General features: G+C 40.3%; 23 protein-coding genes and 2 pseudogenes. 24 read left to right on the top strand and 1 reads right to left on the bottom strand.

All coding sequences use genetic code 11. From position 1 onward, the window contains the following. Positions 1 to 78 precede the first annotated feature (78 nt). The 12 genes and pseudogenes from GPK88_RS03170 to tuf all read left to right on the top strand — a co-directional run bounded on the left by GPK88_RS03170 (position 79) and on the right by tuf (position 14,615). On the top strand, positions 79 to 255 hold the full coding sequence (locus GPK88_RS03170) for a hypothetical protein (RefSeq protein ID WP_171030313.1): 177 nt from the start codon (positions 79 to 81) through the stop codon (positions 253 to 255). Between the two features lie 128 nt (positions 256 to 383). Then, positions 384 to 2,057: a DUF8451 domain-containing protein gene (locus GPK88_RS03165; protein WP_022388874.1), complete on the top strand. Its 1,674-nt coding sequence runs from the start codon at positions 384 to 386 to the stop codon at positions 2,055 to 2,057. A gap of 31 nt (positions 2,058 to 2,088) precedes the next feature. Next, positions 2,089 to 3,813, top strand: coding sequence for a hypothetical protein (locus tag GPK88_RS03160; protein WP_215707518.1), 1,725 nt, complete (start codon positions 2,089 to 2,091; stop codon positions 3,811 to 3,813). A 119-nt stretch (positions 3,814 to 3,932) separates the two neighbouring features. After that, on the top strand, positions 3,933 to 5,468 hold the full coding sequence (locus GPK88_RS03155; protein WP_118137600.1) for a recombinase family protein: 1,536 nt from the start codon (positions 3,933 to 3,935) through the stop codon (positions 5,466 to 5,468). Beyond that, positions 5,455 to 5,610 (top strand): annotated as a pseudogene (locus tag GPK88_RS03150) (sporulation transcriptional regulator SpoIIID); the annotation flags it as partial. The gene GPK88_RS03155 and the pseudogene GPK88_RS03150, both read left to right, overlap by 14 nt. A 50-nt stretch (positions 5,611 to 5,660) precedes the next feature. Further along, positions 5,661 to 6,131, top strand: a complete 471-nt coding sequence (locus GPK88_RS03145) for an ACT domain-containing protein (RefSeq protein WP_330626532.1) — start codon at positions 5,661 to 5,663, stop codon at positions 6,129 to 6,131. Between the two features lie 373 nt (positions 6,132 to 6,504). Beyond that, entirely contained in the window at positions 6,505 to 9,042 is a 2,538-nt protein-coding gene (locus GPK88_RS03140) for a YfhO family protein (RefSeq protein WP_215707516.1), read from the top strand. Positions 9,043 to 9,116: 74 nt separating this feature from the next. Continuing rightward, positions 9,117 to 9,806 carry a flavodoxin family protein gene (locus tag GPK88_RS03135; RefSeq protein ID WP_215707515.1) on the top strand — a complete coding sequence of 230 codons (690 nt, stop codon included), beginning with the start codon at positions 9,117 to 9,119 and terminating at the stop codon, positions 9,804 to 9,806. A gap of 228 nt (positions 9,807 to 10,034) precedes the next feature. After that, on the top strand, positions 10,035 to 10,454 hold the full coding sequence (gene rpsL, locus GPK88_RS03130; protein ID WP_015526360.1) for a 30S ribosomal protein S12: 420 nt from the start codon (positions 10,035 to 10,037) through the stop codon (positions 10,452 to 10,454). 229 nt (positions 10,455 to 10,683) lie between these two features. Continuing rightward, entirely contained in the window at positions 10,684 to 11,154 is a 471-nt protein-coding gene (gene rpsG, locus GPK88_RS03125; RefSeq protein WP_207660371.1) for a 30S ribosomal protein S7, read from the top strand. An 18-nt stretch (positions 11,155 to 11,172) separates the two neighbouring features. Then, positions 11,173 to 13,296, top strand: a complete 2,124-nt coding sequence (fusA, locus tag GPK88_RS03120) for an elongation factor G (RefSeq protein ID WP_256442543.1) — start codon at positions 11,173 to 11,175, stop codon at positions 13,294 to 13,296. Between the two features lie 125 nt (positions 13,297 to 13,421). Beyond that, positions 13,422 to 14,615: an elongation factor Tu gene (gene tuf / locus GPK88_RS03115; protein WP_148445471.1), complete on the top strand. Its 1,194-nt coding sequence runs from the start codon at positions 13,422 to 13,424 to the stop codon at positions 14,613 to 14,615. 259 nt (positions 14,616 to 14,874) lie between these two features. Here tuf and GPK88_RS03110 read toward each other — a convergent pair whose 3' ends face one another. Beyond that, entirely contained in the window at positions 14,875 to 15,357 is a 483-nt protein-coding gene (locus GPK88_RS03110) for a helix-turn-helix domain-containing protein (protein ID WP_015541737.1), read from the bottom strand. Positions 15,358 to 15,589: 232 nt separating this feature from the next. On the opposite strand from GPK88_RS03110, the gene GPK88_RS03105 reads away from it, so the two are divergent. The 12 genes and pseudogenes from GPK88_RS03105 to GPK88_RS03050 all read left to right on the top strand — a co-directional run. Next, a complete protein-coding gene (locus GPK88_RS03105) occupies positions 15,590 to 15,784 on the top strand; it encodes a MerR family transcriptional regulator (RefSeq protein ID WP_004850599.1) in 195 nt (64 codons plus the stop codon). An 11-nt stretch (positions 15,785 to 15,795) separates the two neighbouring features. Continuing rightward, positions 15,796 to 16,887 carry a site-specific integrase gene (locus GPK88_RS03100; RefSeq protein ID WP_004850597.1) on the top strand — a complete coding sequence of 364 codons (1,092 nt, stop codon included), beginning with the start codon at positions 15,796 to 15,798 and terminating at the stop codon, positions 16,885 to 16,887. A gap of 169 nt (positions 16,888 to 17,056) precedes the next feature. Beyond that, the gene (locus tag GPK88_RS03095; protein WP_055247529.1) at positions 17,057 to 18,139 is read left to right on the top strand and encodes an AAA family ATPase; all 1,083 of its coding nucleotides are present in this window, start codon (positions 17,057 to 17,059) and stop codon (positions 18,137 to 18,139) included. A gap of 67 nt (positions 18,140 to 18,206) precedes the next feature. After that, the gene (locus GPK88_RS03090) at positions 18,207 to 18,446 is read left to right on the top strand and encodes a hypothetical protein (RefSeq protein WP_004850590.1); all 240 of its coding nucleotides are present in this window, start codon (positions 18,207 to 18,209) and stop codon (positions 18,444 to 18,446) included. A 174-nt stretch (positions 18,447 to 18,620) separates the two neighbouring features. Then, entirely contained in the window at positions 18,621 to 18,848 is a 228-nt protein-coding gene (locus GPK88_RS03085; protein WP_004850585.1) for a DUF5348 domain-containing protein, read from the top strand. A 201-nt stretch (positions 18,849 to 19,049) separates the two neighbouring features. Next, complete coding sequence (locus GPK88_RS03080) at positions 19,050 to 20,465, top strand: plasmid recombination protein (RefSeq protein ID WP_015541741.1); 1,416 nt, start codon at positions 19,050 to 19,052, stop codon at positions 20,463 to 20,465. 4 nt (positions 20,466 to 20,469) lie between these two features. Continuing rightward, entirely contained in the window at positions 20,470 to 20,844 is a 375-nt protein-coding gene (locus GPK88_RS03075; protein ID WP_004850581.1) for a TnpV protein, read from the top strand. A gap of 132 nt (positions 20,845 to 20,976) precedes the next feature. Then, the gene (locus GPK88_RS03070; RefSeq protein WP_004850579.1) at positions 20,977 to 21,300 is read left to right on the top strand and encodes a PadR family transcriptional regulator; all 324 of its coding nucleotides are present in this window, start codon (positions 20,977 to 20,979) and stop codon (positions 21,298 to 21,300) included. After that, positions 21,297 to 21,884 (top strand): DUF2812 domain-containing protein, encoded by a 588-nt coding sequence (locus tag GPK88_RS03065; protein ID WP_004850578.1) that lies wholly within the window; start codon positions 21,297 to 21,299, stop codon positions 21,882 to 21,884. The genes GPK88_RS03070 and GPK88_RS03065 overlap by 4 nt, the downstream gene beginning before the upstream one ends. Before the next feature lie 220 nt (positions 21,885 to 22,104). Further along, positions 22,105 to 22,224, top strand: a pseudogene (gene relB, locus GPK88_RS03060) (type II toxin-antitoxin system RelB family anti-toxin); the annotation flags it as partial. A gap of 217 nt (positions 22,225 to 22,441) precedes the next feature. Next, the gene (locus tag GPK88_RS03055; RefSeq protein WP_064786815.1) at positions 22,442 to 23,134 is read left to right on the top strand and encodes a response regulator transcription factor; all 693 of its coding nucleotides are present in this window, start codon (positions 22,442 to 22,444) and stop codon (positions 23,132 to 23,134) included. Then, positions 23,131 to 23,669: histidine kinase dimerization/phospho-acceptor domain-containing protein (locus GPK88_RS03050; protein WP_330626531.1), on the top strand; the 539-nt coding region annotated here is incomplete at its 3' end. The genes GPK88_RS03055 and GPK88_RS03050, both read left to right, overlap by 4 nt.

The raw sequence follows: 23,669 nt of genomic DNA, 5'->3' as shown, positions 1-23,669 counted from the left end.
GACATTTAGCAGGACTATTTCAAAGAACATTTTCATAGTTATGGACAAGGATATACGGGAGGAGGTGGGAATTCCGCTATGAAAAAGAGAAAACTTAATTATCGATTCCATAATCCAAACACTGCGGAAGTAACCGCCGACTATCTGTTAAAGATATTGATTGAAGCAAATGCAAGTAAGGTGGAACAGGCAATACAAGAAGCAGCGGATGAGCTTCCCAATGAACCAAAACATGATGGAGGGTGTCCTGCGTAGCGCGTGGGATGCCTTTTATTTTTTTGCTATTGCTTGTGTTCTGTCTGAAAATCAGTTAAAATTAGTTCTAGAAAGTCATAGATTAGTCATAGAATTTAGTCATAGAAAATTTTGAAAGGCGGAAGAATATGATATATACGGATAGCCAATTAAAAGAAAAGATTGTTCGCATGATAGAATCCTTTGAAAATGAAGTTGTAGAATTTAAAGAAGCACGCACAAATTATTCGTTTAATGACATTGGTAAATATTTTTCTGCACTTAGCAATGAAGCAAATCTTCGGGGATTACAGGAGGCGTGGCTGATTTTCGGAATTTCGGATGATAAACGATATGTAGGAACGGAATTTCGGAAACAGGGAAGTCTGCAAAGTTTGAAAAAGGAAATCGTAAATGGAACCAATGAACGATTGACATTTCTGGAGATATACGAACTGACAATGGAAAAATGTCGAGTGATAGCATTTCAAATTCCTCCAGCTATTAGGGGGATTCCGACAACATGGCAAGGGGCAGCGTATGCCAGAGAGCATGAATCTGTATCGCCGCTTCCGATGAATAAAGTAGATCTACTTAGAAATCAGATAGGAATGGATTGGTCAAAAGAAATTGTAGAAGATGCTACCATAGAAGATTTGGATGAAGAAGCGATTAAAAGAGCAAGAGAACTTTTCTCAAAACGTCAGAGTGATCGAAAAAAAGCACAGGAAGTTTTAAAGAAACTGTCTGATATTGAGGTTTTAAATAAAGCTGGTATTACAATAAAAGGAAAAATAACCAGAACGGCGTTATTGTTATTAGGAAAAAGTGAGGCTAAATATTTCTTTGATGGCTTTATTCCTAGAATTACCTGGACACTTTATAATGCAGATAATTCGGTAAAAGCTTATGAACATTTTGATATACCGATGTTAATGGCAGTGGATAAGGTATATTCCAGGATCAGAAATGTAAAGTATCGCTATATTGCCGGACAGCAGACTTTGTTTCCGGATGAAGTAGATCAATATGAACCAGAGCTGATCAAAGAGATTATTAATAACTGTATTGCTCATCAGGACTATCGCTTGCGTGGAAAAATCAACGTAGAGGAATTTGAGGACAGACTGGTATTTATCAATGAGGGGGCTTTTATACCAGAAACTATTGAACAAGCACTGGAACCGGGATATAAACCACCGTATTATCGAAATGTGTTTTTGTGTAACGCAATGGTAAATCTGTATATGATTGATACAAATTCAATGGGAATACCAATGATGTATCAGATACAGCGTGATAAATGCTTCCCATTGCCGACATATGATTTGAACACAATTAATAGAGTTACAGTGACTGTGTACGGAAAGATATTGGATAAGAATTATACTCAGCTTTTATATTCCAATGAAGATTTAGATATGAGAACTGTATTTTTGTTGGATAAAGTTCAGAAACAGGAAGTAGTTTCTAAAGAAAGCTTTAAGGATTTGAAGAAAAAAGGTCTTGTGGAAGGACGTTATCCTAATGTTTTTGTATCTTTCAAGGTGGCAGATATTGTCGGACAGAAAGCTGCTTATGTTCGAAATAAAGGGTTAGATGATGATATTTGCAAGCAGTTAATTATAAAAGCACTTCAGTCAATGGGAGAAGCCAGCAAAAGAGATTTAATGGAAGTACTGGAAAAAGCATTGCCAGAAGTACTTAGCGATGAACAGAAATCGAAGAAGGTTTCTAATTTGTTACAGGCAATGAAAAAGGATGGAATTGTTGTTACAACAGGAACTAATAGGTATGCAAAGTGGTACTTGATAAAAAAATGATTGATTTACAAAAATGCGAGGGGGATGAAAAATGAAATATATTACACAAGATTGGACATCTACTAAGGATGGATATTTATTTTTTGTTCAAAGACTACAAGAAATGTTGTTTCATTATTCAGATGATATTGTTAAAGCGCCTGTTCATAATACACAAACATTATTAGAAGAATATGTTGATACTGAAAAAGATGTGGTGAAAGGGAGTATTAAGCAATATCAATTAGATATAATTGCAAAAGAGATTAAGTCGAGTTTAATGACAGACGTTATTGTTCGAGAGTTGTATAAATATGAAGTTATTGAAGAGATGGCAAAATTTTTAGATAAAGATCAAAGAACAGCGGTACATTATATATTCAATAAGATACCAAAGAAAAAGTACTATGAAATATGTTGTAAATACTTGAAAGAAAATTTGTCGGAATCAAACCGTAAAACAGAAATTGAAAAAGGACTTCGTGCTTGGCTTGCTTTTTTGCTATGGCATGGATATTCATCGGAATATATATATAGATTCCTGAGAAATATATTTGAGGAAAGTATAAATGATCCAGAAAAAAAAGCACAGATTTTTTTGAATAGGTTTGATTTTGAAATTGGTAAATACAAAGTGTACTTTGTTTTTTATGAAAAATTAAAGCCATATCAAAAGTTGTTAAATGAAAGATTGCATATTTCGTTTGAAGATGATGGTTGCTTTAAACAGATTAAAAGAAAGCAAAAGTCCTTTATAGGGATTATGGAAACAAAGGCATATGATAATTATTCAGCAATGAAACGAGCGTATTCTGCATTAGAAATTTTTTTGAGATATTTAGAAGTTTTTTTGAATGATAATATCAGTGTAATAGGTAAAAACGGATTGGTAATTCGACAAGATACCCAAGAGGGAATAATTCTTCCCGTAAAAGCGTTTGGGTATAAAAGTATCAAGCCTGAGCCACGAGAAAATTTTAAAACTGAAATAGATACAATTGTTTTGGGATGCCAAGAAAAAGGAAAGGAAACTTATTCTCAGCTTAATAAGATTGTTGATTTGCATAATGCGGCATTAAATCAACAAGACTTAAATGATGCATTTCTTAATTTGTGGTCAGCGTTGGAGGTTGCAAGTGTTACAGATAGTTCAAAATCCAAAATTGAAAGCGTTACTGATAATATAGTTTCCATTCTACAAAATGACTATTTCGAATGCATATTTTCTAATATACTTGACGATTTGAAAAATAATTTAGGTAATCGAAAAGTAAGTTTGTTGCTTAAAGATATAACAGAATTCGATAAAGAGATTTGTAAAATCGCAGGCTTTATATTTCTTGAAAAATATGAGAAATATCGAGAAGATTATTTTGCGAATGAGCTTAAGTATTATCCCAATATACGTTATAAAATATATAACTTATATGAGCAAAGAGAAAATCGCGAAAAATTATGGCATCTTTCCGAAAAGTATTGTCAAAGAATTGAATGGCATCTTTATCGCTTATATAGGCTTAGAAATGCTATTGTTCATGCAGGGGAAAGCCATAAACGAATACAAATGTTAGGAGAACATTTGCATATCTATGTGGATCGTGTAATTCTTGAGTTGATGGTTAAATTAGCAAAAGATAAATGCCTTGGGACGATACAAGATGTTTTTACAGATACATATTTGTTATTGAATAAAAAGAAAAAAAATTTAAAAGAACCAGGTAATGTTGATGAACAATCCATTATGCTATTGTTAGAAAATTTTTTTATCGAAGAGTAATGCATATAAGGAATATTCTGAAGAAAGGGTATTCCTTATTTTGCTATTTACAATTATATTTTAGATGGTACAATAAAGTTGTAACAGAACGACTTAAATATAACAGAAAGGTATTAGATATGAATATAGCTGCTTATTGTCGTGTCTCCACTGATAAAGCTGATCAGCTCAACAGTCTGGAAGCTCAAAAGCAATTTTTCTCTGAGTACACCCAGCGTACTGGTGACAACTTAGTTAGATTATATGCAGATGAGGGTATTTCAGGCACGAAAATAAAAAATCGAAAAGAATTTTTACGCATGATGGCTGATGCTGAACATGGACTATTTGATATGGTAGTAGTAAAGGACATCTCTCGCTTTGCCAGAAATACTGTAGACCTTCTGCAGAATGTCCGCAAACTGAAAGCATTAGGAATCGAGACACAGTTTTTGACGGCCAACATGACCAGCATGGGAAACAGTGAATTTGTTCTGACAATCTTCGGTGCATTGGCGCAGGAAGAAAGTGCCAATACTTCAAAGCGTGTGAAATTCGGCAAGAAAATGAATGCTGAAAAAGGACGAGTTCCGAATATTGTGTACGGATATGATAAAACCATTGGAGATTACTTTAATTTGGCAATCAACGAGGAAGAAGCAGCTGTTATCAGGCAGATTTATAAATGGTATATCGAAGAAGGATATGGTGCCGCCAAGATTGCAAACATGCTGAATGCGAAAGGTATCCGAACAAAGCGTAATTGTCAGTGGAGCCAGAATGCGACGTGCCGGATTTTAACGAATGAACTTTATACCGGAAAAATTATCAACGGCAAGCAGGAAGTAGCTGACTTCCTGACTGGACAGAGAACGGAAAAAGACGAGACGGAGTGGATGGTAACAGAACGTCCGGAACTGCGGATTATTGAGCCGGAAATGTATGAAAAGGCACAGGAGATTTTGGAGTGCAGAAGCAAGACTTTTAAATTAACAAAGGAACGGCAGAGCAATAAGTATTTGTTTTCTACTCTGATTAAATGTAAGGAATGTGGCTGGTCATTTCGACGAACTGTTCGTACTTATAAGAATACTTATATTCGCTGGGTATGTTCCGGTCATAATGGACGTGGGGCGGATAGCTGCCCGAATGCTCAGACAGTGGACGAGGAAGAGTTGATTGAAGTTCTGTCCGAATACTTTTCCGAGCTGCTGAAAGCAAAGAAAAATGTAATTCGTCACGTAACAGGCGAATTCCAGAGGGTTTACAAAGCCAAGGATGAGAACCTGAATTACGAAAAGGAATTGAACGCACAGCTTCACAAGCTTCAAAAAATGCGTCAGAAATACATGGATATGTACACCGATGACCTCATTACACGTGAGGAACTGAATGAAAAAATCGGCGGCACAAAACAGGAAATCGAGCGTCTGGAGAATGAGTTGAAAATGGTTGCTTATCACCTGACAAAAGGTGAACAACTGGAAATAATCTTGAATCGCACGTTTAAAGAGATTGAAGATATTTCCGATGTTCACCAGATGACCAATGCACAGCTTAAACGGATTATCCAGAAAATTGAAGTAGACAAGGATGGTAACGTAGATATTTACTTACGAATCTTCGGTGATTTAGGCTTAGATGAAACCGTTCTAATTAGTGACAACCAAACATAAGGATTGTGTGGAACGGCTGAAAGTGATCAATCCGGTACTTGCCATGGAAGTTCGGAAGGTACTGGATGTGAATAAGCAGGAGCGGCATATCCGGGGAGGACTTGCTACGAGGGAAAAATATCTGCATGCACATATGCGGTGAAAAATGTCTGAGTTATTCTCTGAATTACTTCAGTTGACATACCGGGTAAGATGTGCGAAGATTTACCATATAATAAAACAGCAAAACACATCACAGAGGAAAGAGAGGATTTTATCATGCTGAAACAGTTATCCATCTACGCAGAAAATAAAAAAGGTGTTATGCAGAACATTACCGGGATCCTGAAGAATGAGGACATCAACATTCTGGGGTCAGTTACCAACGACAGTGCAGAGTACGGAATCGTGCGAATGGTAGTTTCTGATCCGGATAAGGCGAAAGAGGCACTGATCGCTGCCGGTTATCTCTGTCACGTGATCGATGTGATCGGGGTGGAAGTTGAGGATAAAACCGGAAATCTGAATGACCTGCTTCTTACATTGAAGGACAGTAACGTAAGCGTGGATTATCTGTATCTCTCTTTTAACCGTGATTCCGGAAAGCCGATCATGGTTTTCCATACCGAGGACACCATGGAAGTGAGAGCCTGCCTGAAGTCCAGAGGATACACCGTTTTATAAAAATAGATTATAAATAAGTTCTATATTATAAACATTAAATATTAATTTTACAAATGTATATGGCCATGCTATCATATAGCCATAATAGTTCTTAACCTGTAAACAGCCACCTCAGGATATGTGAATATCCGATATTATACAGGCCCGGAACTAAAAAACTTATCACATAAAGTTAATAATTACACCCATGAAGGAATCCGTGGATCAGCGTACATGGATTCTTTCGGAAAAAGCTGTCATATCAGCGGAGTTTTCTGTGTCTCCAATGATGTGGCAGCTTTTTCTTTTGTTATACTTTCGCAGTATTTTCACAAATACATGATATATTATAAAGTGCTTTATAATAAGCAGAAAAAAATCAGACGGAAAAGAAATGGCAGAAGAGGAAAATGCAATGAAAATATTGTCAGTAAAAGAACAGAATAATAAAAAAGGAAATAAATGCTGGGTTTATATCCTGGCGTTTCTATTTCCGGTGATGATCTTTGGGGCCGGTTTTGCGCTGAAAGGTGTTTATCCATTTGGAGAAAGTTCGGCCCTTGTGGTAGATGGGGTCCATCAGTATACTGCTTTTTATAAGGAACTTTTGAACCAGTTGCAAAAAGGTCTGGGGTGGACGTATTCGACTCATTCTATGGGCTATAATTTCTATGGCCTGTTTTGTTATTATCTTTGCAGTCCATTCAGCATTCTGGTACTTTTGCTTATGAAATTCATGTATGTGAACGAGGCGGTAACGACTGTAATTCTGGTCAAAATAGGGTTTTGCGGTGTGTCTATGGCTTGGTATTCCGGGAAAAAATATCCGGGCAGAGGAAGTATGGCAGTTTCTCTTGGCTGTATGTATGCGTTGTCCAACTTCCTGATAGGATATTACAGCAACGTGATGTGGCTGGATTGCATAATACTGTTGCCGGTTCTGGCATATCTGATTGAACAACTGGTTTGTATTGGGAAATGGAAGTGTTACTGCCTGGTGCTGGGATTTTGTATTTTTACCAGTTATTATATGGGATTTATGTTATGTACATTTTCCGGTCTTTATTATCTGTCAAATCTTATTACAGTGGAATCAAATCGTCGTCCGGAAAAAGTCAGGTTATCAATTCTGAAATTTTCCGGTGCGTCTGTTGCAGCGGCAGGTCTTGCGGGAATTACACTGATTCCGGGTATTGTGGCAGTGTCCAGAACAGCAGCTGCAGAGGAAGCAGGCACAGGAATTGCCGGTGTTTACGGAGATATCTGGAAACAGATGAGCGCATTGATGGAGGATTCCCTGTCTTTTGTAAAATCCAGCCAGCAGGGAGACGTAAATCTATATTGTGGCTGTGCAGTACTGCTTTTTGCAGGAATGTATTTTTTTAACAAAGAGATCCGTGCAGTGGAAAAAATTGTGGCAGGTGCATTGATTGTCCTGTATTTTGCGGGATTTCATATTACTGCTCTGAATCTGCTTTTTCATGGAATGCATAAACCGGTAGGAATTCCTAACCGTTTTGCGTTTATTCTGATTTTTCTGTTCCTGAAAATGGCCTGTGATGCCTGGGGAAAAGTGGAGAATATGAGCAGAAAGAGGATTTTTGCAGGCCTGGCAGCAGCGGAAATATTTTGTACAGTTGTGGGGATCCGAAGCGGAAAAACAGGAGAGATCCTTCTTACAGACGGAATTCTTGCAGGAATGTTTCTTCCATTGTGGACGGAAAATTATTTTTGTGGAAAACTTTCAAAGCATTCTTTCGGCTGTGTGGAAATCCGAAAGATCTGTGCCGGGATTCTTACAGTTCTGATTCTGGCTGAGACAGGAATTCATGGAATTGTCAGCATCACAGATAATGGAACCGCAAACCGTGATATTTATGTGGAAAGTGAGCAGGAAGTTTGTGGATTACTGGAGGCTGAAAAAGTGGATCAGGTGGATTACCGGGTGGCCATTGTGAATCCTCTTGTAAGAAATGAAGAAATGTTGTATCAGCTGAACGGAGTATCCATGTATTCTTCCACCAATACAGAAGAAATGTGGAATTTTGTAAAAAGTATGGGATTTGAAAATCTGGAGAACCGTTTTCAGTATGCAGGCACTACAGAGGTGATGGATATGCTTCTTGGAATCCGGTATCTTCTGTGCAGGAATACAAGAACCCTCAATACAACCTACGAAAAGATTGGAGAAAGCCAGTCTTTTGATCTGTATGAAAATTCCAGGGCATTAAAAATCGGGTATATGGTTGACAGTTCTGTACTGAATTATATTATGGAAGGAACAAATCCCATGGAAGTGCAGAACCGTCTGTTAACTGGCATTGTGGGAAAAAGACTGTATAAAATGCAGACGGTAAGTTCTGAAGTGGGTGTAATCGGAACAACCGCTTTTAATATTCGCCTGAAAAAAGGAGAACATGGTTATCTCTATATTCCGGGAACAGAGCCGGATACGGTGACGATTCAGGGTCAGGAACAGAAATCGGATTACTGGAACAATAATTTTCTGGATCTTGGTACATACGATACAGATACCACAGTCCGGGTAACTGCGGATACAGGAATGCAGGAAGCAGTTCTTGGCACATATGAGGAAGCGGATCTGGATGAGATTTATAAGGAACTTTCTTCACAGCAGATGGATCTGAGCGATGGAAAAGGAAGCATATCTGTAAAAGAGGATGGAATTCTTATGCTCAGCAGTTTTTACGATTCGAATATGACAATTACCGTAGATGGAAAAAAAGCGGAAACATTTAGTATACAGGGAATGACAGGGGTAAAGCTTTCTGCGGGAACACATAAGATTGTTATGAAATATCAGACTCCGGGGCTGAAAGAAGGAGCAGTTCTTTCTATATTAATAGCAGGAATGCTGGGAATAGTCTGGGTTATCTGTATGAGAAAGGGAAAACACCGCTTTCCGGTTTAAAGTAGATACATATAAGAAGAAATGTTATACTTTTGAGTTGAGAAAAAGGCAGAATAAAAGAGGAGGGGGAAAATATGAAGATTGCAATGATAAACGGGCAGAATCATAAAGGTTCTACCTATCATATAGGAAAAATGCTGGCAGATAAGCTGGGCGGAGAAGTGACAGAGTTTTTTCTGCCAAAAGATTTCGGGCATTTCTGCATTGGATGTAATCAGTGTATTGTGAAGGATGAGAAGCTTTGCCCATATTATAAAGAACTGAAACCGCTGACAGATGCCATTGACAGCGCAGATGTGATCATTCTTACAAGTCCGGTATATGTTTATCACTGTACCGGTTCCATGAAAGCATGGCTGGATCACTATGGCTACCGGTGGATGCTGCACAGGCCAAACCCGGATATGTTTTCCAAACAGGGAGTCTGTATTTCTACCGCAGCAGGCGCCGGAACGAAATGGACCAACAAAGATATGGCAGACAGTATGTTTTTCTGGGGAATGGGAAAGATATACAGGTACGGTACTGCCGTTCATGCCATAAATTATAAATCGATTTCTCCGGAAAAGATGGCGGAGATTGAGAAAGCGACCGATAAGCTGGCGGAAAAGATCCGTAAGAACTATGGCCATGTAAAACCGGGGCTGAAGACCAAAACATATTTCGAGGTGATGCGTAAGCTTGTAAAAAGTGGCTGGAATGAAGTGGATGTGGCTTACTGGAAGGAACATGGGTGGACAGAAAAGGACAGACCCTGGAAGTAAAACCGTCATTTTGGCAAGGTTGTGACATCTATGAAGAAAACTACGTTAAACCCCTGTAAAATCAGCAAAAATTCTTCATAAAACACCTTGACAAGCCCTGTATTTACGGTCTATAATGAGCAAGCGTGCGAATGAAACGTTATATTTTCGCATGCCGTAATTTGTAAATAGCAACCGCAAGGCCCCATGGGAAAGCCCATGGAGAAATAAATCGGGAGGTGAAATGGAATGCCAACATTCAACCAGTTAGTAAGAAAGGGCCGTCAGACAGCTGTTAAGAAATCTACAGCACCGGCTCTGCAGAAAACATACAACTCTTTAAGAAAGAAAGCAGTTGATCAGGCTGCTCCACAGAAACGTGGTGTTTGTACTGCTGTTAAAACAGCTACTCCTAAAAAGCCTAACTCAGCTCTTAGAAAGATCGCCAGAGTTCGTCTTTCCAACGGTATCGAGGTAACAAGTTATATTCCAGGAGAGGGTCACAACCTTCAGGAGCATAGCGTTGTTCTTATCCGTGGAGGAAGAGTTAAGGACTTACCTGGTACAAGATACCACATCATCAGAGGTACTCTTGATACCGCAGGTGTCGCTAACAGAAAACAGGCTCGTTCCAAATACGGAGCTAAGAGACCTAAAGTTAAAAAATAATTTAAGTAGATCAGAAATCTACGCCGCTTCCTGATTGCAGATAATCAGGAGGATTACAAAGATATTATTCATCTAATGTATTACAGCGGAAGACTATAAGGATTTGTACGGTATTCCATATACCCTGTCGGTTGCGGGTTAAATATAGGACCTTACCAGTGCGAACATGCAATAGTTTTACTGCGTGAGTACCGATGATATAATCAATATGATTAAGGAGGGAAGTAACGTGCCACGTAAAGGACATACTCAGAAAAGAGACGTTCTGGCTGACCCGATGTACAATAACAAAGTGGTTACCAAACTTATCAATAACATCATGTTAGACGGTAAGAAAGGTGTTGCTCAGAAAATTGTATACGGCGCATTTGCCAGAGTAGAGGAAAAAGCTGGTAAACCAGCAATTGAAGTATTTGAAGAGGCTATGAACAACATCATGCCAGTTCTCGAGGTAAAAGCAAGACGTATCGGTGGTGCTACTTATCAGGTTCCGATCGAGGTAAGAGCAGACAGACGTCAGGCACTTGCTCTTCGTTGGCTTACAATGTTCTCACGTAAGAGAGGCGAGAAGACAATGGAAGAAAGACTGGCTAATGAGCTTCTGGACGCAATGAACAACACAGGTGCATCCGTTAAGAGAAAAGAAGACATGCACAAGATGGCTGAGGCAAATAAAGCATTTGCTCACTATCGCTTCTAATTCGAGGAGGAAAATTCATTGGCTGGAAAAGAAGGAAGAGAATATCCATTAGAGAGAACCAGAAATATCGGTATCATGGCGCATATCGATGCTGGTAAAACAACTCTTACAGAGCGTATTCTTTATTATACAGGAGTTAACTACAAGATCGGTGATACTCATGAAGGTACAGCGACAATGGACTGGATGGAGCAGGAGCAGGAGCGTGGTATCACAATCACATCCGCTGCTACAACATGTCACTGGACTCTTGAGGAGAACTGCAAGCCAAAGCCAGGTGCTCTTGAGCATCGTATCAACATCATTGATACACCAGGACACGTAGACTTCACTGTTGAGGTTGAGCGTTCTCTTCGTGTACTTGATGGTGCTGTTGGCGTTTTCTGTGCTAAGGGTGGTGTTGAGCCGCAGTCAGAGAACGTATGGCGTCAGGCTGATACCTACAATGTACCTCGTATGGCATTCATCAACAAGATGGATATCCTTGGTGCAAACTTCTACGGTGCAGTAGAGCAGATCAAGACTCGTCTTGGTAAAAACGCTATCTGCCTTCAGCTTCCAATCGGAAAAGAGGATGACTTCAAAGGAATCATCGATCTTTTCGAGATGAAAGCATACATCTACAATGATGAGAAGGGTGATGACATCTCCATTACTGATATCCCGGAGGATATGCAGGAAGATGCAGAGCTTTATCATACAGAGCTGATCGAGAAGATCTGCGAGCTGGATGATGACCTCATGATGGAGTATCTTGAGGGAGATGAGCCTTCTGTAGACAGACTGAAAGCTGTCCTCAGAAAAGCTACATGTGAGTGTACAGCAGTACCGGTTTGCTGCGGTTCCGCTTACAGAAACAAAGGTGTTCAGAAACTTCTGGATGCAATCCTTGAGTACATGCCGGCTCCTACAGATATCCCGGCTATCAAGGGTGTTGACCTTGACGGCAACGAAGTTGAGAGACATTCATCTGATGATGAGCCGTTCTCCGCTCTTGCATTCAAGATTATGACTGACCCATTCGTAGGAAAACTTGCTTATTTCCGTGTTTATTCAGGAACAATGAACTCCGGTTCTTATGTACTGAATGCCACAAAAGATAAAAAAGAGCGTGTTGGACGTATCCTTCAGATGCACGCTAACAAACGTATGGAGCTGGATAAGGTTTACTCTGGTGATATCGCTGCAGCAATCGGATTCAAATTCACTACAACAGGTGATACAATCTGTGACGAGCAGCATCCGGTAATCCTTGAGTCCATGGAGTTCCCAGAGCCAGTTATCGAGCTCGCTATCGAGCCTAAGACAAAAGCTGGACAGGGCAAACTTGGTGAGGCACTTGCTAAGCTTGCTGAGGAGGACCCGACATTCCGTGCTCATACAGATCAGGAAACAGGACAGACCATCATCGCTGGTATGGGTGAGCTTCACCTTGATATCATCGTTGACCGTCTTCTTCGTGAGTTCAAGGTTGAGGCAAACGTTGGTGCACCTCAGGTTGCTTACAAAGAGACAATCACCAAACCTGTTGATGTAGACAGCAAGTATGCAAAACAGTCTGGTGGTCGTGGACAGTATGGTCACTGTAAAGTTAAATTCGAGCCTATGGATGCCAACGGAGAAGAGCTGTACAAGTTCGAGTCTACAGTTGTTGGTGGTGCTATTCCGAAGGAATACATCCCGGCAGTTGGCGAAGGTATCGAGGAAGCTATGAAAGCTGGTATCCTCGGAGGATTCCCGGTAGTTGGTGTACATGCGAATGTATACGATGGTTCTTACCATGAAGTCGATTCTTCTGAGATGGCATTCCACATTGCAGGTTCTCTTGCATTCAAGGATGCTATGCAGAAAGCAGCTCCGGTTCTTCTTGAGCCAATCATGAAGGTCGAAGTTACTACACCAGAGGATTACATGGGTGACGTTATCGGTGATATCAACTCCCGTCGTGGACGTATCGAGGGTATGGAAGATATCGGTGGCGGTAAGATGATCCGTGGATATGTTCCGCTTTCCGAGATGTTCGGATATGCTACAGACCTTCGTTCCAGAACACAGGGACGTGGTAACTACTCTATGTTCTTCGAGAAATATGAGCAGGTTCCGAAGTCTGTACAGGAGAAGATTCTTTCTAAGAAAGACTGATCCACTATAAATAAATAAAATGCTTGCAAATAACCTTGGTTTGCAATATAATCAAGGTTAGCAAGTTTAAATCTGAAAAAATGCTCTAATTACAGAGTCAAGTTTTTTAAGGAGGACATTTTAAAATGGCAAAGGCTAAGTTTGAGAGAACAAAACCGCATTGTAACATTGGTACCATCGGACACGTTGACCATGGTAAAACAACTTTAACAGCAGCTATCACTAAAGTTCTTGCTGAGAGAGTTCCAGGAAACGTAGTAGAGAACTTTGAGGATATCGATAAAGCTCCAGAGGAAAGAGAGCGTGGTATCACAATTTCTACAGCTCACGTTGAGTATCAGACAGAGAAGAGACATTACGCACACGTTGACTGCCCAGGACATGCTGACTACGTTAAGAACATGATCACAGGTGCAGCTCAGATGGATGGTGCTATCCTTGTTGTTGCTGCTACAGACGGTGTTATGGCTCAGACAAAAGAGCACGTTCTTCTTGCTCGTCAGGTAGGTGTTCCTTACATCGTTGTATTCATGAACAAATGTGATATGGTAGACGATGAGGAGCTTCTTGAGCTCGTAGAGATGGAGATTCGTGAGCTTCTTTCCGAGTATGACTTCCCAGGAGATGACCTCCCGGTTATCCAGGGTTCTGCTCTTAAAGCTCTTGAGGATCCGGCTGGCCCATGGGGAGATAAGATCATGGAGCTTATGGATGCTGTTGACAGCTACATTCCGGACCCACAGCGTGACACAGATAAACCGTTCGTAATGCCTGTAGAGGACGTATTCTCCATCACAGGACGTGGTACAGTTGCAACTGGTAGAGTTGAGGCTGGTGTTCTTCACGTATCTGATGAGGTTGAGATCGTTGGTATCAAAGAGGAGACTCGTAAAGTTGTTGTAACTGGTATCGAGATGTTCCGTAAACTTCTTGATGAGGCTCAGGCTGGTGATAACATCGGAGCACTTCTTCGTGGTGTTCAGAGAAACGAGATCGAGCGTGGACAGGTTCTTGCTAAACCAGGAACACTTACATGCCATACAAAATTCACAGCTCAGGTTTACGTTCTGACTAAAGACGAGGGTGGCCGTCATACACCATTCTTCAACAACTATCGTCCGCAGTTCTACTTCAGAACAACAGACGTAACAGGTGTTTGCAACCTTCCAGAGGGAACAGAGATGTGCATGCCTGGAGATAACATCGAGATGACAATCGAGCTGATTCATCCGATCGCTATGAGCCAGGGTCTTACATTCGCTATCCGTGAAGGTGGACGTACTGTAGGATCAGGTCGTGTTGCTACAATCATCGAGTAATACAATCTGAAAATAGATTTGTTATCGCAAGATAACGTTGTGTCCAAACGTAAGATACCCCGGAACCGCAAGGTTTCCGGGGTTTTTCTGTACTCTAAGAAAAGAATTGTTCGTAAATTTATCAGATTAGAAACAGTGAAATATTTATCAGCAAGATGAAATACGGATAAATTTAAAATTGAAAAATAAGGCTAGCGGTGCCAAAACGGTGCCAAAAAGAAACTCCTGCGAATGTTTGCTATTCACAGGAGTAATTTTTTTACCAGCCTTTGATCTGTTTGATCTGTTCAGCACGTTCCGGATCACGATGATATTGCAGCTTCAGACGTATTGTTTCCACAACCTCTTGTCTGGCTTCATCATCAAGCTGATAGAATGATGTAAGCAGATTATCTACATCAGGCATACTGTTCTTACCGAAAAGGTACATCAGCGGATACATGGAATTTTTTAAGTAAGTCTTTACACGACTTGCATCTAATGCTCCGTTCAAACCGTCTGGAAGTGTAGGATAAATCTCTTCTTCCTTAATTGTGCCAGAAAATGGACTGGCAGAACATATCTCATTCACATCAATTTGCAATTCATTCGCAAGTCTTAATGCAAAATCAAATCGAATATTGGAATCTTTTTGAATAATTGAATATAAGGTTGTAGCACTGATTCCGGTTGCCTTTGCAATTTTGCGGACATTTGTGCCTTTTTCATCAAGATATTTCTTTAAATTTTTACCGTCACCCATAGAATCCTCCTTTTTCATATATTAGAAAATTACGAAAAACATAAATCTATAAAATATCATAACACAGACGTGGAATAAAATAAAGAAAAAATAGTGTACGAAGTTCGTAAAAATGTATTTACGAAATATTGACAACGATAGAAATACATGATATTATTAATTTACGAAAATCGTACAGATATAGAAATACAGTAAACGTATTCTATATCTGGAGAGGAAAGGAGGAGGCAATATGGCAAGTTACAATTATATGATGAGTGCTGATGAAGTGGCACAGGAATTAAACTGCTCAAAATCTCATGCCTATAAACTGGTGAAAGCTATGAATAAAGAATTATCTGCACAGGGATATATTACGATGGCTGGCAGAATACCAAAGGCGTTTTGGGCAAAAAAGATGTATGGCTATGAAATAGCAGGAAATTAGGGAGGATCAATATGGCTTACAGAGAAAAAGACACAAAAAAATGGACAGCCCAGTGGTTTGAGACAAATGTCATGGGTGAGAAGAAAAAACGCAGAAAGCGTGGATTTGAAACAAAGCGAGAAGCATTGGAGTTTGAACGAAGCAAAAAGTTGAGCAATGAGCGAAGTATGGATATGAAGCTGAGCGATTTTATTGAGATTTATTTTTCAGACAAACAAAATGATCTGAAAGATCGAACAATCAAAAATAAAAGATATATGATGCAACAGCATATCGTTCCATACTTCGGAAATCAGATGATGAGTGAAATCAAGGCTTCACAGATTATTCAGTGGCAGAATGAAATTCAGAAAAAAGGCTATTCAGATTCTTATCTGAGAATGATTCAGAATCAGTTGACCAGTCTGTTTACACATGCAGCTAAAATCTATGACTTGCCGGTTAATCCATGCAAGAAAGTGAAACGAATGGGAAATTCAGATTCAAGAAGTTTGAACTTCTGGACACTGGACGAGTACAAACAGTTTATACAGACAATGGAGCCGGGAACAAGATATTATCTTATGTTTGAGATGCTGTTCTGGACTGGATGCAGGATCGGGGAGCTGCTTGCGATTACAAAAGCTGATATCAATTTTGAAAAGAATCAGCTTAGTATCAATAAGACTTATTACCGGACAGGAATGCAGGATATTATCACAGAACCGAAAACAAAACAGTCCTTTCGGACAATCGAAATTCCGGAATTTCTGAAAGAGGAAATTAAGGAATTTGTAGATGGTCATTACGGAATGCCGGATACAGAAAGATTATTTCCGGTTGTTCAGGAAGCGGTACAGCATAAGATGAAACGGCAGATTGAGCTGGCAGGAGTGAAGAAAATTCGAGTGCATGATATCAGGCACAGCCATGTGGCTTATCTTATTGAGAAAGGTGTGGAACCGTTATTGATTCGGGACAGATTAGGTCATAAAGATATTCGTATCACATTGAACACTTATGGACATCTTTATCCAAATCAGCAGAGAAAGATTGCAAATCTTCTGGATAATGAAAATGGAAATGCTGTTACCGGATTGGGAGAAGAAAGAGATGAATGTTGAAAAGGCAAAAGAAAAAGCCCAGATAAATAATCTGAGCAAGTTCTCTGATAATCAGATTCACTGATATACCATCTTGGCAGATTCAGTATATCACGAATCGGGAAATACGACAATTCCCGAATATCTGTTCATCAGAGACTTGCCCGGAAGGGCAGGAGGAGATGATGGAATGAATATGAATGAAAAAAATAAAATTGAGAATTGTAGAATAGAACCAAAACTGAAACTGATCAATATGGATTCAGTAGAGGTGGAACAGGTAGAATGGCTGCTTTATCCGTTTATTCCTTATGGAAAAGTGACCATTATACAGGGAGATCCAGGAGAAGGCAAGACAACGATGGTACTTCAGATTATTGCAAAACTGACCAGAGGAGAGCCGATTCTTCCTGTTACTGATACAACGAAAACAAAAGAAAAACGAAGTGATGAAGTCGATAGTGAGAATGAAGATTTAGATGCTGAAGATAATATGCAGGAACAGTCTTCTGTGTCACCTGTAAATGTAATCTATCAGACAGCAGAAGATGGACTTGGAGATACTATCAAACCCAGATTACTTGCTGCAGGTGCAGATTGTTCAAAGGTGCTGGTGATTGATGACAGTGACCAGCCACTGACAATGGCAGATGTCAGATTGGAAGAAGCAATCGTGCAGACAAAAGCAAAAATGGTTGTTCTTGATCCGATACAGGGCTTTCTGGGAGCGGACGTAGATATGCACAGGGCAAATGAGATCAGACCACTGATGAAGCGTATCGCAGTGCTGTCAGAAAAATATCACTGTGCAGTCATTTTAATCGGTCATATGAACAAAAACAGCAACGGCAAATCTTCTTATCGAGGACTTGGCTCCATTGATTTTCAGGCTGCTGCAAGAAGTGTTTTGATTGTCGGGCGAGTGAAAGATGAACCGGAAGTAAGAGTGGTATGTCATACGAAGAGTTCTCTTGCACCGGAAGGAACGTCCATTGCATTCAGACTGGATAAGAATAATGGGTTTGAATGGATTGGAGAATATGATATCAGTGCCGATGAACTTCTTAATGGAGACGGAAGAGGACAGAAAAGTCGGAAAGCAAAAGAATTTCTCCTTGAGATACTGGCAAATGGAGGAATGACTCAGAAGAAAATTGCAGAAGAAGCAGAAGCCAGAGGAATCAAAAGTAAAACGCTATGGAACGCCAAACGGGAACTTGAAATTGATTCCGTAAAACGTGGAAAGCAATGGTATTGGATGTTGCCAGAATAAAAATGGAAGATGGCAAGATTACCATTTCTTAAGAAGAGGGAATCTTGCTACCTTGAAAGGAGAACAGATGCAAAATAAAAGTGTACAGATTCCATACGAGTTATTCTTTCAGCTCTTGCAATATTTTTTGATGGATAACTACGATGGTGAAGAAATAATCCGGTTGGGATTGGAGAAAAAACTGGATGCAATGGTGAATCGTGAAGTATACAGCAAATCCAAAACAGCACCAACGGAAGAAGAAAGAGAAAAGTTCCGGCAGGAATATCTGGACAGACGGGGAATACCGGAGAACTTTCGATGGTAAAGGTTCTTTCTGAACACTTTATTACAGGAGCGTGTCACGCACCTGTAGATAGCAGATAAGGAGAATGTTGGTAAGGTGTAGTCGGGAGTTGACTGGCGTAGAAGAGAATTTTCAAAAGGGAGCCCTGATTCAGGGCGCCCCTGCGGAAACGGTAGATGAAAGGAGATTGGCACAATGAGAGAAGGAAGATTAGGATATAACAGTTATAACAAAAGATATGGATTATTATCATCAGATCTATGGATTGATACAGGATTTCACTGTGGAGAATACCTGGAAGTGTTGCTTGATGATGAATGGGTTCAGACCAGAATGGAAATGAATCCTGCAAGAGAATGGTATCTTGTAGGGACACCGTATTGTGGTGATTTGGAATATATTCGGGCAAGGATACCGGAGTAAAGGTCTCTGTACCCCCGGAGGGCGCAAGGGTACTTTTGATGGACGGTACGGCTGTCGAAAGTGCTTTTGCGTTACTTTTGACAAAAGTAACAAAACCGCCGTATCCGGCGAATATTTCTTTTTATACTATAGCTGGCAAAGATACAAATTTATGTGCCATGTCTGGCACTGGTTTTAGAAAGCGGGGTGAGGAATATGACGATGAAACGAACAATCAGTGGTATGATCGGGACAGGGTCTCTGGCTCATAACAGACGAGATTTTATAGCAGAAAATGTTGATCCAGACAGAGTGCAATTAAATATTTGTTACCGGAATGAGAATCTGAAAGAAGTCTATAAAGAGCTGTTTGATGAAGCTGTAGAACGGTATAATGTCGGGAAAAGAAAAGATCGGCAGATTACAAATTATTATGAAAAGATTCGCCAAGGAAAACAGGAAAAGTTGTTCCATGAAGTGATTTTCCAGATTGGAAACCGAGAAGATATGGCTGTTGGAACAGAAGCAGGAGATCTGGCTGTAAACGTACTGGATGAGTATGTAAAAGATTTCCAGAAACGGAATCCGACACTTCGGGTATTTAGTTGCTATCTGCATCAGGATGAGGCTACTCCACATCTCCATATTGACTTTATTCCTTATGTGACGGACTGGAAAGGAAAAGGAATGGATACCAGAGTTTCACTGAAACAGGCATTAAAAAGTCTTGGATTTCAAGGTGGAAATAAGCATGATACGGAACTGAATCAGTGGATAAATCATGAAAAAGAAGTTCTGGCAGAGACTGCAAAGCAGTATGGAATTGAATGGGAACAGAAAGGTACTCATGAGGAACATCTGGATGTCTATAACTTCAAGAAAAAAGAACGGAAAAAGGAAGTACAGGAATTGGAGCAGGAGAAAGAGCATCTAACTGCTGAAAAAGAAGAATTAACAGCACAAATTGCAGAATCCAGAGCAGATATCCAGAATTTAAAAGACGATAAGGAACAGGCAATCAAGGCGAAGCAAGAAGCAGAACAAAAGGCAGGGAGCGCAGAAAAAGAACTAAAAAGCCTGGAAGATCGCAGAGAACAGCTACAACCGATTATGGATAGTGTGAGCAAAGAAATCAAAGAATATGGAACGGTTAAAATGTTACTGCCGGAGGCGGGCACGCTAGAACGGGCAGTAACCTATCGAGATAAAAAAATTAAACCACTGTTTCTTCAAATAAAGAATAAGGTTGCTGTAATGGCGGCTCAGGTTAAAGAACTCACGAAAGAGGTGGAAGGTTGGAAGAGAAAATATCAAAAGGTGAAACAAAAATATAATGCTATTCAGAGAGAACTGGATGATATACGTAAAGATAATCAGAAATTGTCAGAAGAAAAAGATATATTACAAGGTGTTTCTGATAGGTATGATCGTGTTGTGCGTGTTCTTGGAATAGAAACTGTAGATACAGCAGTACAGCAGGATATTCAAAACGAGAAAGTCCTGGAAGAAAAGCGACGGATGGAACAAATGCCGAAGGGAAATATTCATGAAAGATTGGCATGGGGAATGAAAAAAAGCGAGATGGAGAATCAGCAGCGTAAGAAAACTAAATCAAAAAACAGAGAAATGGAGAGATAAGATTATGGAAACACACATTTATGATGAAAAGAACGGATTAAGCTATACTTTGCATGGAGATTATTATTTGCCGGATTTGGTATTGAATGAAGAAGAACCGATATATGGGAAATATGGAATGCTGAGGAAACAGTTTCTGAAGGAACACAGATTAGCAAAATATCAATATTTGTTGTTGACTGGAAAGCTGACGGAACACCTGAATCAAATTGATCAGGAGAGCAGAGAGCAGGTGGAAATGCTTATGGAACAGATGGCAGAAAAACAGGGCGTAACTGAAGAATTAAAGGTACAGAATCGGACGAAGTGGGTTAGACTGATGAATAATATAAAAGCTAGTGCAGAAGAAATGGTGTTGAGAGAAATACTTTATATATAAGTATTGTTTGTAAAGGACTGAACAGGAAAAGCATAATACTATCCGGCTTATTAAGATTTATTTCACATCTCTTGATTTTTATTACGGTTACTGATATAGTTATTACAGTAACCGTAATAAGGAGGGAATGCCATGAGGGATAATGTGAAAAGTGGTGCACTCACAGAAGTGACATTCTATATTTTGCTTTCACTCTATTCACCTAAACACGGATATGCTGTCATGCAGTTCATTGAAGAAAAAACAGGTGGGCGGCTTTCATTGGGAGCAGGCACTTTATATGGTGCATTAAATTCAATGCTGGAAAAGGGATGGATTGAGCTTTTCGGAGATAGTGAAGGTAGAAAAAAAGAGTATCTTATCACTGTAAAAGGAAAGGAGATAGCTGAAAAAGAACTTATCAGACTTCGTGAACTTGTAGGTATTGCAAGCGGAATTGTAGGAGGTACACTATGAGCAAAAAGTGTTATCGTTTTTTTGGTGGGCTATTAACGGTACAGAAAAACTGGCTGAATAAGATGGCTGAAAAAGGTTATCGCCTTATTCGAACGGGAAAATTACTCTATGAATTTGAAAAATGTAAGCCAGGTCAAGTTCAATATTGCGTGGAGTTTATAGGACAAAAATCAAAAGCTAATGCTGAAGATTACCATGATTTCTTGGAAGAAATGGGATATTCCGTATTCTATAAAAATATCAATCTTAATTATTCTGTTGGTAAAGTTCGCTGGCGTCCGTGGGCTGAAATTGGCGGTCGTGTTGCAACAAACACTACAACATTTAACAGGGAATTGCTGATTGTAGAAAAAGAAAATGATGGAAAACCTTTTGACCTTCATACGTCCTATGAAGATAGGGCAAATTATTACAGTAATTTGCGAAATCCCTGGCTTTTATTAATGCTTATGCTCGCGGTATTTGCTACTGTAAATCGGTCTGTTATTTTAGGCATAGTTGCTGTGATTTTTCTAATCCCTGTCATTATATACCAGTTGCAAATTATGAAAAATAGGCATGAAGCGAAGATGAAGGAGTGGTGATTCAGGATAACAAGGTTGGTTTAGTTGATGCAATGTAATACACTGTCGTTTGAGGGTTAGTAGCCCGTTCTTAAACTTGTGGGCAGTTTGTTGCTGATGATATAAATATTAGAGAAAATTAATTGAAAGTTAAAAAAAGAAAGTAATAAGTAAACAAAGGCTCAATTGTAAACATGTATTGGGAACGCTATAATGGAAATAAGGACAGGAGGTGTGAACAATGCGTATTGGTGAGCAGATAAAAAACTATCGAAAAACTGCGGGATTAACACAAGAACAGGTGGCAAATTATCTGGGTGTTTCTACTCCAGCGGTAAATAAATGGGAAAAGGGAGTTTCCCATAGTTAAAGATACCACACCAAATATGATGAACCCACGCTTATACACTACCAGCTATAATAAACCGCAAGGACAGCAATTTGATACTGCTGTCCTTTCTTTTATAAAATTGCAGTACACAGAAAAAAGCTGTAAAATGATAAATATATTTGTCCTTGTAACAATTCTCGGACATTTGCCTGTTATACTATTTGCAAAAAGAAAAGGAAGTGAGGATATGAAGCAGATTTTAATTGTCGAGGACGACAGTTTTTTGAATAAGATGTTGGCCTATAACCTGACCGCAGACGGCTACGGCGTGACTTCTGCCCTAAATGCCAGAACCGCAGCCGACGCCATCCGCCAGCGGGAATTTGATCTGGTGCTGCTGGACATCAACCTGCCGGACGGGAATGGGTTTGAGCTGTGCAAGCTGATAAAGCCCCAGTACCCGGACACCATCGTAATTTTCCTGACCGCCAACGATCAGGAGAGTGACCAGATACGGGGCTATGAGGTGGGCGCGGTGGACTACATCACAAAGCCCTTTGTGATCGGGGCCTTGCAGCGGAAAATCAAAGCCATGTTCGCCATGCTGGAACATCACAAACCGGCCAAGGACATTTACGACGACGGGCGGCTGTTTCTGGACTTCTCGGAGCAGACGGCTTCCTTAAACGGCAAGCCCCTGACCCTATCCCTGATGGAATATAAAATGCTGAATCTGTTCCGTAAAAATCCCCGGCAAGTGCTGACCCGTGGGCAGCTTTTGGAAAAGCTGTGGGATATAGACGAAAGGTTTGTAGACGAACACACCCTGACAACCTCCATTAGCCGAATTCGCAGCAAGATCGAATCCGACGGCGGCGCGCCCTACATCAAGACCGTTTACGGCATGGGTTATCAATGGACGGGAGGCGAGGCAAAATGAAGTTTCAAAACCTATCGGTAAAGCGGCTGTTTAGCCGGGTGGCAATAGGACTTGTCCTTTCCATGTCCGGGATCACCATAGCCCTGTTTCTTGTGACAAAACAGACGGCGGTGCTGCTGACTGGCGGGGCGCTGCTACTGTGCGCCCTTGTGGGGATTTTTGTACTGACGCAGGCGTTTGGAAAGCGGCTGTCGCAGTTTACCGCTAACCTGTGCCAGACTTTAGACCACATGATCGCCGGAAATGAAGCACCCCAGCGGCCAGAGGACAGCGAAACCCAGCTTGCCAGAATCGGACACCGGTTGGCAAGGCTTTACCAGATCATGCAGGAGAACCGCCGCCGGGTGGACGAGGAACGGCAGGAGTTGCAGACCCTTGTATCGGATATTTCCCATCAAGTGAAAACGCCGGTAAGCAATCTGAAAATGGCGACGGACACCCTGCTGGAAAAGCCTATGACCGAGGCGGAGCGCACCGACTTTATCCGGGGAATCCGCAGCCAGACGGATAAGCTGGACTTTCTCTTTCAGGCCCT

This window comes from Blautia sp. MCC269 (assembly GCF_018785655.1).
Taxonomy (GTDB): Bacteria; Bacillota; Clostridia; order Lachnospirales; family Lachnospiraceae; genus Blautia_A.
The sequence above is the reverse complement of the archived record's forward strand: the minus strand, read 5'-3'. Positions and strand labels throughout refer to the sequence as shown.

Excerpts from the sequence above, each read along its gene's own strand:
- GPK88_RS03075 (WP_004850581.1), top strand. The coding sequence starts at position 20,470 with ATGGAAACACACATTTATGATGAAAAGAACGGATTAAGCTATACTTTG.
- GPK88_RS03155 (WP_118137600.1), top strand. The coding sequence starts at position 3,933 with ATGAATATAGCTGCTTATTGTCGTGTCTCCACTGATAAAGCTGATCAG.
- tuf (WP_148445471.1), top strand. The coding sequence starts at position 13,422 with ATGGCAAAGGCTAAGTTTGAGAGAACAAAACCGCATTGTAACATTGGT.
- GPK88_RS03110 (WP_015541737.1), bottom strand. The coding sequence starts at position 15,357 with ATGGGTGACGGTAAAAATTTAAAGAAATATCTTGATGAAAAAGGCACA.
- GPK88_RS03065 (WP_004850578.1), top strand. The coding sequence starts at position 21,297 with ATGAGCAAAAAGTGTTATCGTTTTTTTGGTGGGCTATTAACGGTACAG.
- GPK88_RS03170 (WP_171030313.1), top strand. The coding sequence starts at position 79 with ATGAAAAAGAGAAAACTTAATTATCGATTCCATAATCCAAACACTGCG.
- GPK88_RS03165 (WP_022388874.1), top strand. The coding sequence starts at position 384 with ATGATATATACGGATAGCCAATTAAAAGAAAAGATTGTTCGCATGATA.
- GPK88_RS03080 (WP_015541741.1), top strand. The coding sequence starts at position 19,050 with ATGAAACGAACAATCAGTGGTATGATCGGGACAGGGTCTCTGGCTCAT.
- GPK88_RS03090 (WP_004850590.1), top strand. The coding sequence starts at position 18,207 with ATGCAAAATAAAAGTGTACAGATTCCATACGAGTTATTCTTTCAGCTC.
- GPK88_RS03160 (WP_215707518.1), top strand. The coding sequence starts at position 2,089 with ATGAAATATATTACACAAGATTGGACATCTACTAAGGATGGATATTTA.
- GPK88_RS03145 (WP_330626532.1), top strand. The coding sequence starts at position 5,661 with ATGTGCGAAGATTTACCATATAATAAAACAGCAAAACACATCACAGAG.
- GPK88_RS03105 (WP_004850599.1), top strand. The coding sequence starts at position 15,590 with ATGGCAAGTTACAATTATATGATGAGTGCTGATGAAGTGGCACAGGAA.
- GPK88_RS03140 (WP_215707516.1), top strand. The coding sequence starts at position 6,505 with ATGGCAGAAGAGGAAAATGCAATGAAAATATTGTCAGTAAAAGAACAG.
- GPK88_RS03085 (WP_004850585.1), top strand. The coding sequence starts at position 18,621 with ATGAGAGAAGGAAGATTAGGATATAACAGTTATAACAAAAGATATGGA.
- rpsL (WP_015526360.1), top strand. The coding sequence starts at position 10,035 with ATGCCAACATTCAACCAGTTAGTAAGAAAGGGCCGTCAGACAGCTGTT.
- GPK88_RS03135 (WP_215707515.1), top strand. The coding sequence starts at position 9,117 with ATGAAGATTGCAATGATAAACGGGCAGAATCATAAAGGTTCTACCTAT.
- GPK88_RS03070 (WP_004850579.1), top strand. The coding sequence starts at position 20,977 with ATGAGGGATAATGTGAAAAGTGGTGCACTCACAGAAGTGACATTCTAT.
- GPK88_RS03100 (WP_004850597.1), top strand. The coding sequence starts at position 15,796 with ATGGCTTACAGAGAAAAAGACACAAAAAAATGGACAGCCCAGTGGTTT.
- GPK88_RS03055 (WP_064786815.1), top strand. The coding sequence starts at position 22,442 with ATGAAGCAGATTTTAATTGTCGAGGACGACAGTTTTTTGAATAAGATG.
- GPK88_RS03095 (WP_055247529.1), top strand. The coding sequence starts at position 17,057 with ATGAATATGAATGAAAAAAATAAAATTGAGAATTGTAGAATAGAACCA.